Raw genomic sequence first — 15,471 nt, 5'->3', positions numbered from 1 at the left:
CGAAAGGTGATGACCAATGCCCCGTGGCCCGCACGTGCCGTCGATTAGTCACATCCGGAAGGCGCTGGACGAGGTAGCAGGCGCAACTCGATACGACGACCCATCAACGGATAAGAGAGGCACAGGCGCCGACCCGGCCATGGCCGTGTGGATATCGGACCCCGAGCGCCAAGGCAATGCCGGCTACGCGATGGACGCGGATCCCGACGCGGGGTTGGATGCCGATACAGACTCTAGCGACACCGTGGTCGACGAACCGGTTGTGGTGTTCGAGATTCCTCCACAAGTCACCGAATCCGAGATCCACCATGTACTTGGTGATGACCAGCTGACGAAAATCGAACAGCTCGCGCAGCTAAGCGGAAGTGACGTCTACGGGTGGTACACCACATTTCACCAGAAGCGATTTCAGTATGGGGTACACATCCCGTTCGAGGGAATTCTGGCATTCGCTTTGCATGCTTGCGCGGATGTGAATGTGTCACTGGAACGCAAGCTACATCTGGCGTACCACGCGATCTTGCGCCACGAGCTGTTCCACTTCAACGTCGATTGCATGATCGCCAATTGGGAGTTGACGACGGGCGCGCCCGTCTATTGGAACGCCAAGGAGCGGTACAGGGAACCTCACGGCTACGTGACACTGGAAGAGGGCCTTGCCAACGCGTACATGTTGCGGGGCTTCAAACACCGGTCGCGGCCCCTGGCGAATTCGGTTGGCGCCTATCAGGCATTGAAACGATTCTGCAAACGGCAGCCGGAAGGATACCGAGACGCCGAACAGTACGTGAGGACCCGCGGTCCGTATGGCCGCATGGACTCATTCTTCGACGCTTCTTGTGAGCTATCAGTGCAATATCAGCACGAGTCGAAGCCACTGTGGGTTCCGCCCGACCACGCGCTGGATACCCTGATGTTCTACCCGGACCTCATCCATATCGACTGGACTAGGTGTCCAATCATCATTCTCGACGAGCACAACCTCCGGGGCGCGCTTGGCATAGGTATCTCCTTCTTTCAGGTGATCACTGATATCAAGCAGACGGAGGATTTCTCGAAAACCCTTAAGAGACTTGACAGGAGCATCCAAAAGCGTTGGCAGAACACTGTGGACAAGCTTGCACTGTCTACCGCTTTGAATGGTCTGGGCTTCCAGCCGTGGAAGAAGGATGGGCGCGAGTGCTACTCGGTGAACGTCGGTGGTAACTTCCGGGCGCATCTCCGCTATGACCGCTCCGGATCGACTTGGTACGCGGAATCAATAGGAGACCACAAGGAGATGGGCCACGGTTGATCGTGTCCCAGGTCATGCGGGCACCATCCGCCGATGTCCGTTGGTGCTCCATTAGCGCATTCGAAGGTCCCGCGACCGATCCATATTGCAGATCGGTCAGGATGTAGTTGTGGTGAAAGTCGTTTTCCTGCATGGGATCGGCGGAGCGCCGTGTCCCAGCGTAGGGCGGGACCCCGCGTCCCACAGTCAGTCGCCCGGTTCTGCTTCGACGATCGCGTCGTCTGGACGGTCCTTCCGCCGCACTGTGAAGGCGATCCTCCCAGCCGGCGCCGACAGCAATGGCAGCGCATAGGAGAACAGCGTCGCAATGTTCTTCGGGTCTGTTGGATTGGGCAACATCTTCGGGTCGGTCACACCCTTTGCATCGTGGTACCGCGCCGAGGTGCTGTCACCCGCAAACGTCAACAGCAACGCGCCGCGGGTCGCAACCTTGAGTTCGTTGACGTGCTTGTACTCGGGCCGTTGCAACGCCGATTCGATCTCATGATCGATATCGACCGTTTCAGCGTCAATCCCGCCGGAGATCGCCAGCAATGCATCGCGTTGGCGAGTCGACGAACCCGAGAACTGCCATGGCCTGTCAGGGCGGCGGTAGCGACGAATTATCCTCAGGTCCCGGCCTCCGACAGTCCTAGTCGGGAGTGAATCGATCTCTGGCACAATAATGGCCCAGTCCTTGAGAGTGCCCTCAGCGATTGCCTTTCGCATGAACGCCACGTAAGGATCGAACTTGAAGTTGTTGGCCCACCTGAACTTGCTGACGATCTCAATAAGTACTTCGGCATCGACGACGCCGTACCGAGCGTTCCACGGCCGTGGCGTTCCGACTTCGTTGATGTAGAAGAACTCGCCCTGAGTATCGGCGGCATCAAGCAGCGGTTGAACTGCGTCGAAGTGCATCCGGTTCACGTTGTCGTCGTGAACCCCTTGCTGATTGAAGTCGACAACCTTCCCGCCTTCGCCCTGTTCGGTGAGCTCGGCGTTGTACATCTTGTTGCTGCTCGTCGGCTTGAGGTAGGGCAGGCTTTGGTAGACCAATGGGGGTACATCCATCGGGCGCACCCGGGGCCGCCCGTCGTCATCAAATCCCTGAAACTTGCGGAGCTCCTCGCGAAAGTCCTCCTCGTCGCGCACTATCGCCTCAAAAGCCTTGTAGAGGTCGATGACCGTCTTTCGGGGACCGGGCACATTTCGGCCGATGTATAGGCGCACGAGGTCGCGATAGCCGGGTCGGTAGCCGAACCAACGTCCCATCTGCATGAGCGTGTCCGCGGCGGTCGTCCTTCGTGTGTAGTACGAGACCGTCAACCCCTCGACGGTGAAGCCACGGGAGAGCTTGGTGCCGCCGACGAGGATCTTCCAGACATCCCCGGCCTGAAAGTTGATGTCAGCCTGGAGGTAGTCCTTTTCCGCCTTACCGTTGACGATGACGACGGGATTCACGCCCGCCTGGATTCGGTCGACTGCTCGCCCGACAAATGGGATCAGCTCGGCGAAGCTTCCGATTGCCGGTGCCTCCGGTGCGCGGGCCGCCGTTACTCGCTGGAAGTCAGTCAGCCAGAGATCCTGGAGCCGCTTGAGGCCCATCGGCAGGTCATAGCCGGCCGATCCCCAGAGGCGACGGATATCGTTGGCCAGCAACGTGTGCTCGTCGGTGCTAACCGATTCGTGGACGAGCATCGTGTGGTGACGAAAGAGCTTCGGCTTTCCAAGCGCAGAGGCCCGGTGAAGTTTGATTGCTCCGGCGAGAACGTAAGCGTCCAAGGCTCCGAGCATTTCTTTGTCTCGGGCGTCCAAGTCATCGGCTCCGGCGAGAAGTGAACGGATGAATGCCTTCTCGTTTGAGTTCGCAACAGTGCGTTCTTCATCTGATTCGCCGTCGTCGCCCGACGTGTCGGTGTCGAGATCGTGAAAGGCTTTGCCTCCCATGTACCCGGGGGGAGGTTCGAGGCTGACGATGAAGTCCTTCGGGAAGATGTCCTCGGAATCCTCGGGGTCGACGAAGACGTTCGCGAAGGGCGTCGCTGTGTAGCCCACGTATTGGGCTCGCTCCAGCTCCGTCAGAAGTTGCGCGATCAGGCGATTGATCGCCGTACGTTCTTTCTCTTCCTCGGACTTCTTCTCCTTGTCCTTCTTCGGTCGCGTCGTATTGATCGAGGCTTGGTCTGCCTCATCATCGATGATGAGTGTGGGGATCTCACCGAGATCGGTCTTTGTGGACTGCAGATCATGGACAAGCTTCTTCAATACTGTCGAGTTCTTCTTCACGACGGCCACCCGGATGTCCGGACGGTAGAGGTTCTGCGGGTCGTAAAGCGGGCGCGCGGGATCGGCGAGATGGTCGGTTTGGCGGAAATCGAGATAGCCGAGCCCGGCCTTCAGCAGTTTGTAGTCGTCACGAGCTCCGGTCAGTCGACGGATTCCGGGGAGCCCTAGTTCCTTGGGGTCCTTGCCGTAAGAAACGAACTTCCCTTCGTACCAGTCGATGTCGCCGTCACCGATGTAATCGACCGAGGCGGTGAGCTCGTCGTTGTCGCGAGGCACCCCACCAAGGATGTTTTCCTCCCCGATGAGTTCCATGTCGATGCGGCGTTGAGTCTGGCCACGCAGGAGCTCGATAGTTCCGGTTAGGACAATGACGAGCTTGTAACCGGCGTCGATCGCCTTGGCGATTACCCCGGTGAAGTTGGCGGTCTTGCCGGACTGCACATGGCCGACGACAAGGCCCTTCGCCTGGTAGGGATCTTCCCGTGCCGGATTTGCCAGGCGCTTCACCACCTCGTCCGTTATCCGACTCATTTCGGCGATCGCGTCTGGGTCCCAGCCTTTGGACTCCAGAACGCCTCGATACCCATCCCAGTAGAAAGAACGTCCCGCTTCAGAGTCGTACCAAGGATCCCAGTCGGCTGGCTTGCCCGAGATCACGACCGCACCAGACAGGTTCACTTGAAAGGCGTGGTTGATAAGCGCTTGACCATCTTCGGAGAAGCCGAGAGCCGTGAGGATAGCGTCGCGTCGTTGCTGGGAATAAGGTGCCGTGTCTGTTGCCCACGTCGGGTCGGGCAGCGCGTCCCATTTGGAGAGCTGGATATGGAACTCGTAGCGCGCGGGAGCATTCACGTCGGTGGACGTGATCGCGTCGACCAGGCCGGTCTCCGCGAAATCAGTATCAATGCCAGCTTCTTCCAGCTCGAAACGCACGCGCTTAAGCATCGGCTTGGGTTCGCTCTTGCTCATCCCGCGCACGATGCTAACGATTGCGTCGGTATACGCGTCGGTCACGTCATTACTCCTGTGCAAGTGGTGGACTTATGAATCCGCTTAGCGGTTCGCCGGGGTCTCCTGGCGTGCGTGAGGAGACGTTGACACGGTAAGTCACTGCACTGACGAGATCGCTGTGCGGAACAACCGAATGCAGGCGCTTGCCAGTTACCGCCGGGAAATCGTCATCAACCGCGTATGCCGCCGGTGTGCTGCGCAGGATATAGGCGGTGGGATACATTGCTGCGTCGTCATCTTCCCAGTTCTCCGACGCTAGGTATGCCACGAAGCGGTCTCGCGTTGTAGTGAGCCGTTCGCGGATCTCCTGGATCAGTGCGGGGAGAGTGAACCCGTTTGGATCGCCGCCGGCCCGAGTGACTTGGATAGACACGAGCCACAGCGGCCGCCCAGGGCTCGGCTCCAGCTGGCTTGCCCCGTTTATGACATGCGCCCGTAGCTCGCCGATGGTGGTCTTGACCTCCGCGTCGAACGTGGGGAACGCATAGTCGCGTTCCTCGGCGAGCGGGCCCAACCACCAGTCGATGACCGAATATTCATCGAAACCGTCTAGCAGAGAGCGGAATAGCAGAAGCTCGCCAATCAACCCAATCTGCTTTTCCTCCGATATCCGCGGTTTGGCGGCGAGCAGAGCTTTCATGTTCGTCATCGCGGCAGATGTGGCGGCAGCAAAGGTCGCGCCGCCGCGCATTGCCTGAACGATGGAGAGCACCAGTCCGTAGGCCTCGCTGTACATATTGCGTGCGTCGACTGTGACGCGAGCCCACTCGCCGCCGTTCCAAGTCTCGAGGCCCGTGCTGACGTGCTTAAGCTCGGCGGTGTTCTGGAGCATCCCGGTGTGAGGCGTCAGTAGTGAAATCTTCTGTCCGGAACCGTCGATCCTGACGATTGCTTCCGGAGAGTTGCTCACGAGATGCGTAGTCACCACCCCACTGCGGAAGTACTTCTCCAGCGTGTCCGGGTTCAGCTCCGACACCGGCTCACTCATAGTGGTCTCACCTCTCGGGCGGGTTGCGCTCTGATGGCGGCCAGGAGGATCGCTTGCCATGCTGCTTCCTCACGCTTCTTCTTCGCCCCGCCGCCTGTCCCGACGAAGTGGTCTTCGAGTAGAAGAAGCAGCAGACTTTTGATGACGGGCGCGTCATCGATATCGAGGCTGCGGTGGCCGACGACAGCCGAACGGTACCTTGCATTCAGGATGAGTTGGTGCTTGTCGATGTCGATGTCGTAGACCTGCTCCTCGGGTAGCAGGCTCCATCGGATATCGATCGGGAACACGTCGTTGGGCTCGGTGTGTGTTGCGAACGCCTCTTTGACCAAGGCAGGAAGTCCGTCGCCGGGCAGCGGGGCTTCGATGGGGGAAGCCGAACGCTGCTTCGCGAGCTTCGCCGCGTGCTTCGCGTCCTCCTGAAATGACGCTAGGGTGGTGTCGTCCGCAGCCCGTGCGCGCGCCAACGCACCCCGCAATTCATCATCGAATGTCGTCCCGACCTTCTCGGGGTTGATTGTGACGTGCGGTTCCAGCTCGGGCGTCAGATCGAACGCTACGCGCGCGAAGGCCAAGTCGACCCTCGATGTTGCCAGCCCGTTCCAACCGCCGGCCTGGAGGAGACGGTCGTTGCGATAAATGTAGAGCCCTTGAGACTCTGTTTCGGGGCGACCGCCCTGCACGAAGCCCGGCCCCTTGTCGCGGTACGGCCATATATGCAGCTGTGCGGTTCCAATCGCATCGCCAAGATCCACGCGCAGCTCCTTCGGATAACCCGAGTGGGCAGCAACGCGATAAGAGAAGGGATCAATGGCTTTAACCGCACGTGGAGGTCCGGGAATGCCCAGCCCCACGTCAAAGGTGTCGACTAGCACGGTCAGGTCGCCGCGCTCGAGGATTCGATGCAGCACTAAACCGAGATGGTTGATCAGCTCCTGCATGGTGCGGTTCATCCATGCCCGCTGTTCTTCTTCGCTTGACGAGGTGAGAAACGTTTGTATTTCATGCCATTCGACGATGGTCCCGGTGTCCATAGCGAAGTTGACACCAGGATTGGCAAGCCGTTCGGCGGCGTCGGCTGTGGAGAACTCCTCGACCACGGGTCCCGTGTCGATCGTGTCCTTGCGTAAACGTCGGCCCACCGCCGGTGATCCGTAACGCTTCGACCACACGATCAAAGTCTTTGCTTGACTGAGTGAGGCGGCCTTGAGTCCGATCCCGAAGTGGCCGAGATCGCGGCCCTTGTATTCGCGCTTCTTGGCGTAGGTCATCGCGTCGTCGATCGCCGTTGAATCCATACCGGCCGCGTTGTCGATCACCTGTAGACCTACTGGTCGTGGTCCCTGCATCAGAAATCTGACCAGGACGTGTGTCGCACCGAAGTCGATGCTGTTGTCCACGAGATCGGCCACGGCCGTCGCCAGGGTGTGATGGCGACCGATGGCCGAGGTGATAGACGGGTCGGGGGGGACGACCTTCGATCCGACCGGCTGAGGTGCCGAAGTCAACTCCACTACAGATCCTTGAAGCCGCTATCTGTCATGCCTAGGTCACCGGCGTTTTGTGTGATCGCACGGACGGTATTCGCGTCAAAACCATCGGCCTTCTGAGCGTCCACGGTCAAGGTGATGTCGAGGACGTCAGGGCCCGCGTTACGGAGGACCTCCAGGATTTCCCGAGCGATCGTCTGAAGTTCGCCTGGCATGTCGGCTGTCGGATCGATGAGGTGCCGGAGCGAGAACGTTGCGTTGACCACTGTTCGCGACGGGGGCGTCTGGGAGGGGGATGGGTATGTGGTGGCCTTGTGATCCGTAGTAGGTGTTGGCGACGGATCTGGCCTTGGTGCGTTCGCCTTCTCCTGCTCGCGCTTCCGCTGCTCGACCGCAAGATCCGGGCGAACGACCAGTGTCATGTCGTCGAACGGAGCGAAATCCGTATCCTCCAGCGGGACCGCCAGTCCGTCAAAGTCGCCTGTCGTCGAGTCGAATCCGGTCGCCAGCGCGAAGCCGGTCTCGACAAATGCGGCGTCAAGTAGAGATTCCTCCAGTGCTCTGACGAGTACCGACCTGTCGCGCAGTCTGTGTAGATAGGGATAGCGGCAAAAGTAGTTCCACAGTTCGGTGAAGCCGATGAATCCGCGGGTCCACCGCGCCCGCAGGAACTCTTCGATGTCCAGACGGACGACGCGGTTGGCAACGTACGAGTGGGCGGCGTCGACCGAAGCGAGTTTGGCGCCAATGCGCTTGGTGAGGTTCTTCTCTGGGCCGTCTGCACGAACCTGCCCAACGGCGTAGGGCGCCTGCGGATCATCTTGCACCGCATGTAGTCCCCAGATCCACGTATGCGCTAGGCGATCGTCCACCGTTCGGTTGGCGGTCTCGAGTGACGACTGTGCCTGCGCCGCGGCTGACTGCGTCAAATCCAGTCGCGCGATCTCGTTGAAGATCGAGTGCCATGCCAAGTACGACCGCACAGCCGACTCCAAAGTGCCCCAATGCTTTTCATCCGCCGCAACAGCTACGATGGTGTTGACATTCGAACGTGGAGCGTTGCCGCGCTGCCGCAGCAGGTCCTGTACCCACTTGGAGGCGCTGGATTCCTTGTCCTTGCCGTTGTGGGTGTACCGCGGCGGAACGACGACCAAGCGAAGGTGGTCGGCTTCATCAACATCTGACGATGACTCGGGGTGTACTACGTCGGCGATGACGTCTGTGGAGCCCTTGAAAACCCTCTTAAGCCGGGCCGCCACCTCGCCGTAGACAGCGTCCACTGACAGTTGCGTGGCTCGTTCGGCAGCGAGGCGATTGAGCGACGGTTGGGTGTCGTACCAGTACCGGCCGTCGTCGGAGTAGTAATGGGACGACTTCTCCTGTAGTCCCTCGAGCGCGGAGCCGATGTTGCCGAGCACGTCGCCGGGCATCGCGACGCCGAGCGTGATGCTCTTGCGGACCTTTCCCTTAAGTGCGGCGTCCAGGGTTGGCGTAGCTTCCATGAATATTGCTCTCGCTGTGCGTAGAGCGAGTGAGCGGTCCTTCAACACGGGTCTTTCGGCATCGACGATTCGGGCGACGGCATTGTCGCCGTCGATCTCGGATTGAATGATCGCGTCCCATGCGTTGTCCACGTACTGCGTAATCTCTGACCGCACCGGCTGCGCATCCAGGGGGACAGATCCAGGCATGATGAGCGGTGAAGGATCCTCGCGCGCATATAACTGGTGGATCACGTGACTCATGAGGCGCAACACGCCTCGAGTGCGCTGGAACCTCTCCAAAGTCGACCAGTCCGAGTAGAGGCAGTCGAGAAGTTCGGGGTGGACCGGATACGCGGCTTTGATGCGCGACTCGTACTCGGATTCTCCGACCCCGGTCGGGAACTCCTTGGGGTGGTGGCGGTAGTAGTCGGTAAACCGCCGCGCTGCAGTTGCAATTGTTGCGATAGCCTTTGCGTCGGGCTCGACAAACAGCCGGCGTCGCACGATTTCATAGGACTCGTCCCGTGTTGCCGGGCTCCATTGGTACGCCACTCGGCGGATGACGTAGTCCAGCCGGTGTAGAGCGTCGTGGCCGCGTTGCCCGCCGACTTCGAGATCGTTCGCGGTGGCCTCCGCATTTTCCATGCCACCATCGCCTGGCGTGACTCTTCGCCCTTCGCTAGCGGGTACCGACACCAGCAGCAACGTGCCGGGTACGTTCTCCGCCGCGAGGGTTAACGCTTGAGCGAAGGTGAATTGTGTCTCGAATAGACCCGCACCCACGCGCTGGGCGTGTGGATCGTTTTTGTCGTAGCTGTCCGGTAGTTGGCGGGCATAAGCGACCCATTCATCGATCAGGACGACCGCTGGCCCGAACTTGTTAAAGAGTTCCCGCAGTAAGCTCCCGGGGTTCGTGCCCGTCCGGTCGGCGTCGGCGACGATTCTATAGCCTTCCGCGCCGCCTAGCTGCCACGCGAGCTCACCCCACAGGGTGTGTACCACTGTGCCGTCCGGCTTGCGCGACGGGGTAGCTGGAGGGATTTCATTACCCACGAGTGCGGCCTTATGCACGGGCTTACCCAAGACGCTCGCGTCCTGGCCGGTCAATAGGTCCTGCACGCTTTGCGGGAACGCGTGCAGTTCCCGGCCAGAGAACAGGTGCCACACGGCCAGCATTGAATGTGTCTTGCCGCCGCCGAATGTCGTCTGCAGGTTGATTACCGGATTGGCCGACTCCGATCCTGAGATGCGGTCCACCGCCCGGCGCAGCAGGTCCTTGAGGCCGTCGGTCAGATAGGTTCGGCGGAAGAACTCGACGGGTTCCTGGTATTCCTTGGCTGCGTTCTGTTGGACGGCAACGGAATAGAGGTCGGCGGCGAACTCGGCATTGTTGTATTGACCCGAAGCCACGTCGGGGTGCGGCTTGAGCACGTCGCGCCACGACGGCAGCTCCGCATCCGGCGTGCCGGGAAGGGAGACCGCCTCGCGCACGGCCTTGCGTGTCTGTTGCTCGAAGTTGCCGCGCAGGATGTCCTGGCGCGATGTGCGAATCGCATCGGCTTCCCGTACCGCGCCGATCGCGCGCATGACTCGCTCGATCGTGTCCAGCGCGCGGACCGCGTCGTCGGGGGAAAACGGCTTGAAGTGGGCGACGTCGTTGCGAACAGTGCGCAGCTCACTGACGAAACCTTGTTCTCCCCGAGACAGGTGATCGTTGAAGATGTACCCGAGTGAGGACATCGGCTCGGTGACGATCCGGAACTGGTTCTGCGGGTCGGTGCGGGAATAATCCTTGCCGCGGATGCCTTTCTCGGCGTCCTTGGCTGCGAGGAGCACCGTCCAGTCCTTGCCCGCTGGCACATGCTTGGCGGCGATCTGTTCGATATACGGATCGAGAACGTCGGAAAGGGACTGAAGCGCCGTGCGGACCACGTCGATGTTGCTTTTCGCCATCAGCCTTCCTCCTCGAAGTCAATCTCCGCCTGCGCCGCGTCAGGCCCGCGCACACGGCCAGCTGCTTCAGTCAGCTCCGTCCATGATCCGCCGACCAGATTGAACAGACGCGCATCGTCCGTGCGGGACGTCTTGGTCATCTCGTATAGGCGGTACGCGAGGCGTTGTACGGCCTCGATGTCGATCTCCGACCGCGTCGATGAGGCTGCCATGAGCCTCGCCGCTGGCCCCACACCACCGTCCTCGGCGGAGAGTGCCCGGCCTATGTGGCACATCACCTCCCATACAGAGATACGATCATCAGTGACTGGGTCCCAGGTCGGAGGAAGGTCGGCGGGCCTGACGAGCTGGACGATCCCTTCGCCCTGGGTCAGCACTCCGGAATCGGCAACACCCCGCACCGACGTGTCGTAACGCAGTGCGAGGAGTTCGGCGTCACCGTAAGGGCCTTTGCCCCAGCCGTACTGCTCGTACCACTTCAGGCAGAAGCGCGTGTCCGCGTCGAGGTTGCCCTCTTGCTCGGCGAGCACCTCGTCCAGGGCCTGATTGATTAGAGCTAGCGCTGCCTTCACGGACATATCTGAGCCGTCGTTCTCGATCACTCTGGGATAGCTGGAGAATACGGCCATACCAGGACCGAGCGTCGCCTGGGCGAGGTCTACCGGTGCGATTGCGCCTTCGCGCATCCTCTCCAGCGCGGCTGGCAGTGCACGTTTCAATGCGGCGACGAAGCCCCTGCGGGAGGTTGGGCCAGCCGTCTCGTGACGCGGGCGCAGTACGAGGACAATGGACGACGCGAGAGCATTCGAGCCGATGCTCCTAAGCCGATTCGGCATTTCGGATCGAATCGGCCAGGTTGCCGTGATTGCCCAGCCAGACTGGATCATCCCATCGAGGACCGTTGCCCAGCCGGTCGAGGTGGTTCCCTCCTTGCTGAGTTCTTGTTGCTTGAACGCGTAATAGACTGTAATCGGGTAGTTGGCCGACGCCGACTTACGCGCGCTCTCGAAGACGCGCCGAAACCCATCCTCGAAAAACCGCTCGGCCCCGTCCACGCCGCCATGTCGGGCGGGCTCGGCGACCAGCTCTTCGGCTTTCGGCACGAGCATCGTCGAGAAGAGTGCGGGATGAACTGGGCGCAGCGAGCGCCGAAGCCAAACGTAAAACAAGTCGCTTAGAGCGGCGTATCCCACATTGCTGTAGTAGGGCGGATCTGTGGAGACTACGACGTCTGCGTATGAGCGCGCGGCCGCGTCTGTCTGTGAGACGTTCCCGCTAGTGCCGATGGGCAGGCCAGCCAGAGCTCGTTCGACCCACGCGAGGCTTGCCGATATGTCGGCACCCGCATCGCCAAAAGGGTTGGACTCAACAAAGTCTGAGGCCATCTGAAGTTTGGGACCCGCAAACGCGCTGCGTTCATACTCTTTCTTCGGTCCACTGTCCCAAGTGGTCATGCGCGAGTGGCGATCGACAAATCGGGAGATCCCGAGCCCGAGATAGGTTGCGACGGCATCCGCGTAGGCTTCTGCTCCGGTGCCGCCTTGTGCAAGGGGAAGGCCGAGTTGATTCTGGCTTAAAAGTGCGTCGGCTCGGATGCGTTCGCGCGTGGTGGTGACCAAGTCGCTGAGGGTGGTGAGCGTGGAGAGTTGGCGGTTGGTGAAAAGCTGAGACCATTCGGTATACCCGTATCCCTGAACGCGAAATCCAAGCGCAGACTTGGGCAACGACCCGGAGGGTACCGAAGCTGGAGGGGCAACTATCGCGGCCTTCTCGTGTTCGTGGTTCGGTGCGAGGTACACGCGGCCTCTGGGTCCCTGCGCGACGACCGCCATCAGCTGAGCACCGACCCGGCCGCTCTTGCCCTCAGATCGGATATACGCGGCGGGTGAAACACTCCCGCAGCCGATGCAGCGCCCGTTTCCGCCAGTCGATGTCCCATCGTTGGCTGCGTTTGGGGCTTTAGTTGGATCGTGACCAATAAGGAACTCTGTGCGCCGGCCGCTGGGCGCTTCCACGTCGTCAATCACAGTAGGTACGACGTACGACTCCTTACCTTTCTTCTTGCCGAGCCACCAGGATCGCACGAGCGGCATCTCGATGCCGCAGGCCGGATTTGAGCACGTGACCGTACGGGCCCAGATCCAGGCGATCGTCGTCGCTTTGGTTTCTTTCTTGGTCTTCTCGTCAACGACGATGGCGTCGGGGTAGAAGTTTCCGATGCGGTCCTTGGCCTGCTGGCGCATCCACGCGCCATATTGGCGTACATCCTCGGCAAGGCCAGTGGCGCGCGGCCAGTCTCCGAGCTTGGTGGCGGCAGCCCCGGGAAAGACCGGCGGGCGGCCGGCGAACTTGGGTGGGATCTCTATAAGAGCCATGTTGATGAGCACGGCTACGGGGTTGAGGTCCGACGCGTAGGCCTCGAGGCCGAGCCGCTGGGCCTCGAGTGGGATCGTGCCGCCGCCGGCGAACGGATCGAGAATCGCAGGTGGGTTCCCTCCGGTGGACTTGAGGATCTCCTCGTGCGCCTCGCGCAGCACGGTCTCGTTGTTGACGTTCTCCCACTTGACCAGGCGCCGGATGATCCCGTGCAGGCGCTCGCGCTCGACCTTCTGCTGCTCCTCTGTCAGGTCTGGGTCTGAGGAGGGGTCGTCGACGAGTTGCGCGAACAGGACGGCACGAGCCGCGGCCAGAGGCCGGCGCGCCCACCAGAGATGCAGCGTCGATGGGTGGCCGTAGCGGATGGACTTCTCTCGCACGGATTCAGCGTTGATGTCCTCCAGCGGGATCGACACCTCGATCAGCTTCTTGCGGATCGGAGTGCTAGGGGGCGTCGTCATGCGTGAAAACTCCAGGTGGCTTCGGCTGCTCCGATGCTAACGGCCGGACCCGACAGATACTCGGAGGTCAGGCATTCCACGGGTGTTCTACACAGCCATCTTTAGGAGCAGCCCTCGATGCCGTGGAGTTGACGGTCTTCAGTCCTCCCCTGATGCGGCGGCTTCGAAACCGGCGGCGCAAAGCCTCCCGCCGCGGACGATCTGTTCTATGTCGGCGGCTGCGTGTGTAATGTCCTCATGCTCCCAGACCCGGCGCACGGTCCACCCCATGGAGATCAGATGGCCATCCGTCTCACGGTCCCGTTCGACGTTCCGGGTGAGTTTGGCAGCCCACCAGGGTGCGTTGGTGGTGGGTGCGGTCTTGTGCTCGCGACAGCCGTGCCAGAAGCACCCGTCGACGAACACCGCGACCTTGGCGCGGGTGAACAGGATGTCCGCACGTCGACGGGGCATGCCGGGAAGCGAGGCATCGACGCGGTACCGCAGACCGCGTCGATGAAGCTCGCGACGGAGGAGCATTTCAGGCCCAGTATCGCGAGTTCGTTGGCGGGACATGCGTCGGGAGGTATCGACGCTAACGGATGCCGGGGAGAGGCTCGAGATCTTCATGGCGTCTCCTCCCCAGGCCGGCTAACCTGACGTACCATGCCGACTCCCTCGACATTGTCCGACTCCCTGCCGACGCTGGCAAAGTCGCATGACCGGAACGCGAAGATCACGACGTTGGATCTGTTCGCTGGAGCCGGTGGACTGTCCGAAGGGTTGAACGCTGCTCCCGGCAAGAGATTCAAGGCCGTTCGGGCAGTGGAGTGGGAGTCTCCCGCCGCCGCCACTTACACACTCAATCACGGCGGGCGTCTCCGTGATGGGCGGGTCGAAGGCGGGCCCGTGTACGCGGGCGCGATCGAAGACTGGCTTGCGGAAGACGACGTCCCGCAGGTTGACGTGGTCGTCGGAGGGCCACCCTGTCAAGGGTTCTCGACGCTCAACCGCGCTGGCGTCGGAGCGCACCGCAACGAACTCTGGCGCCTGTATGCGCAGACTGTTCAGAAGGCCATGCCAAGGTATTTCGTGTTGGAGAATGTGCCTGCCTTTCTGAAGTCCGACCAGTGGTGTGTGTTCCGGGACGAGCTCAAGGACGGGATTCTAAAGGACTACAAGATCGATTTCGATGTTCTCAATGCCGCGGATTACGGTGCATTCCAGGCGCGAAAGCGAGTGATTGTCGTTGGCCACCACAGAGACCTCCCGGTGCTCGGCCTGCCCGAGGCAACGCATGTAGGTAGACACCGCCGTCTTGCCGAGGCGCTCCTCGGCGTGCCTTATGCCGTCGACCGGATCGGTATCCCGGATGGCACCGTCGAGTTCCGCAAAGAGGAGATTCCAGGGGCTTTCTTCACCAAGGACCTCCATTTCGGACGTTTCTACACGCAGCTCTCGCTCGATCGGTTCAAGGCGATCTCACCCAATGGCGGCAGCCGATCGGAATTGCCTGACCACCTGAAAGCTCGTTGCTGGCTCAACCACAACAAGGGAACCGGTGATGTGATGGGCCGGTTGACGTGGGAGAAGCCGTCAGTGACGATCCGGACTGAGTTCTTCAAGCCGGAGAAGGGTCGCTACATACACCCGGATGCGGACCGCGTGATTACCCACTATGAGGCCGCGCTCATTCAGGGTTTTCGGGATGACTATCGGTGGGTCGGAACTCGCGAGGAGATCGCGCGGCAGATAGGTAATGCTGTTCCGAAACGGCAAGTCCTGCGTGGTCAGCGACACTGAGGCCGAGATCAACTCCGTCGCTCCCGGCTTCGCCATGGGCATCCCGTACGCCACCGAGTCCAGCCCGCCGCCCCCGCGGCCGCTCGGCAATGCCGAACTTATCGATCAGTTCATCCCGCCGGGTCACGTCCGTTGGATGGTCGTCGACTACGGCCCGAACTCTCGAACCCCGGTGCACCATACCGACACCCTCGACCTCCAAACCGTCCTCAGCGGCACCATCGACCTCATCCTCGATGACGGCGTCCACCCCCTCGAAGTCGGCGACATGGTCGTCATGACCGGCACCGACCACGCCTGGAAGGCCGGCCCCGACGGCGCCCGCGTCAACGCTGTCCTCATCGGCACGCCCCCGCCGGAGTAG

At 61.1% G+C, this 15,471-nt stretch carries 9 protein-coding genes; 3 read left to right on the top strand and 6 right to left on the bottom strand.

All coding sequences use genetic code 11. The annotated features are described in order from the left end of the window. Positions 1–16 precede the first annotated feature (16 nt). The gene (locus HBE64_RS20640) at positions 17–1,294 is read left to right on the top strand and encodes a hypothetical protein (RefSeq protein ID WP_167106450.1); all 1,278 of its coding nucleotides are present in this window, start codon (positions 17–19) and stop codon (positions 1,292–1,294) included. Positions 1,295–1,480: 186 nt separating this feature from the next. On the opposite strand, the gene HBE64_RS20635 is transcribed toward HBE64_RS20640, so the two are convergent. From HBE64_RS20635 to HBE64_RS20610, 6 genes are all read right to left on the bottom strand, one after another. After that, positions 1,481–4,576 (bottom strand): Z1 domain-containing protein, encoded by a 3,096-nt coding sequence (locus HBE64_RS20635; protein ID WP_167106447.1) that lies wholly within the window; start codon positions 4,574–4,576, stop codon positions 1,481–1,483. A 4-nt stretch (positions 4,577–4,580) separates the two neighbouring features. Continuing rightward, positions 4,581–5,561 carry a PD-(D/E)XK motif protein gene (locus HBE64_RS20630; RefSeq protein WP_167106444.1) on the bottom strand — a complete coding sequence of 327 codons (981 nt, stop codon included), beginning with the start codon at positions 5,559–5,561 and terminating at the stop codon, positions 4,581–4,583. Continuing rightward, entirely contained in the window at positions 5,558–7,075 is a 1,518-nt protein-coding gene (locus HBE64_RS20625; RefSeq protein WP_167106441.1) for an ATP-binding protein, read from the bottom strand. The genes HBE64_RS20630 and HBE64_RS20625 overlap by 4 nt, the downstream gene beginning before the upstream one ends. Beyond that, complete coding sequence (locus tag HBE64_RS20620) at positions 7,075–10,488, bottom strand: DUF499 domain-containing protein (RefSeq protein ID WP_167106438.1); 3,414 nt, start codon at positions 10,486–10,488, stop codon at positions 7,075–7,077. The genes HBE64_RS20625 and HBE64_RS20620 overlap by 1 nt, the downstream gene beginning before the upstream one ends. Continuing rightward, positions 10,488–13,325, bottom strand: coding sequence for a DUF1156 domain-containing protein (locus HBE64_RS20615; RefSeq protein ID WP_167106435.1), 2,838 nt, complete (start codon positions 13,323–13,325; stop codon positions 10,488–10,490). The genes HBE64_RS20620 and HBE64_RS20615 overlap by 1 nt, the downstream gene beginning before the upstream one ends. A gap of 138 nt (positions 13,326–13,463) precedes the next feature. Beyond that, positions 13,464–13,934 carry a very short patch repair endonuclease gene (locus tag HBE64_RS20610; protein ID WP_243841399.1) on the bottom strand — a complete coding sequence of 157 codons (471 nt, stop codon included), beginning with the start codon at positions 13,932–13,934 and terminating at the stop codon, positions 13,464–13,466. Between the two features lie 36 nt (positions 13,935–13,970). Between HBE64_RS20610 and HBE64_RS20605 the strand changes: the two genes are divergently transcribed. Then, positions 13,971–15,107: a DNA cytosine methyltransferase gene (locus HBE64_RS20605; RefSeq protein WP_167106432.1), complete on the top strand. Its 1,137-nt coding sequence runs from the start codon at positions 13,971–13,973 to the stop codon at positions 15,105–15,107. Beyond that, positions 15,091–15,471 carry a cupin domain-containing protein gene (locus tag HBE64_RS20600; RefSeq protein WP_243841398.1) on the top strand — a complete coding sequence of 127 codons (381 nt, stop codon included), beginning with the start codon at positions 15,091–15,093 and terminating at the stop codon, positions 15,469–15,471. Before HBE64_RS20605 ends, HBE64_RS20600 begins: the two co-directional genes overlap by 17 nt.

The organism is Mycobacterium sp. DL592 (assembly GCF_011694515.1).
Classification (GTDB): domain Bacteria; phylum Actinomycetota; class Actinomycetes; order Mycobacteriales; family Mycobacteriaceae; genus Mycobacterium.
Note: the sequence above shows the minus strand (reverse complement) of the source record. Positions and strands in the feature narration are given on the sequence as shown.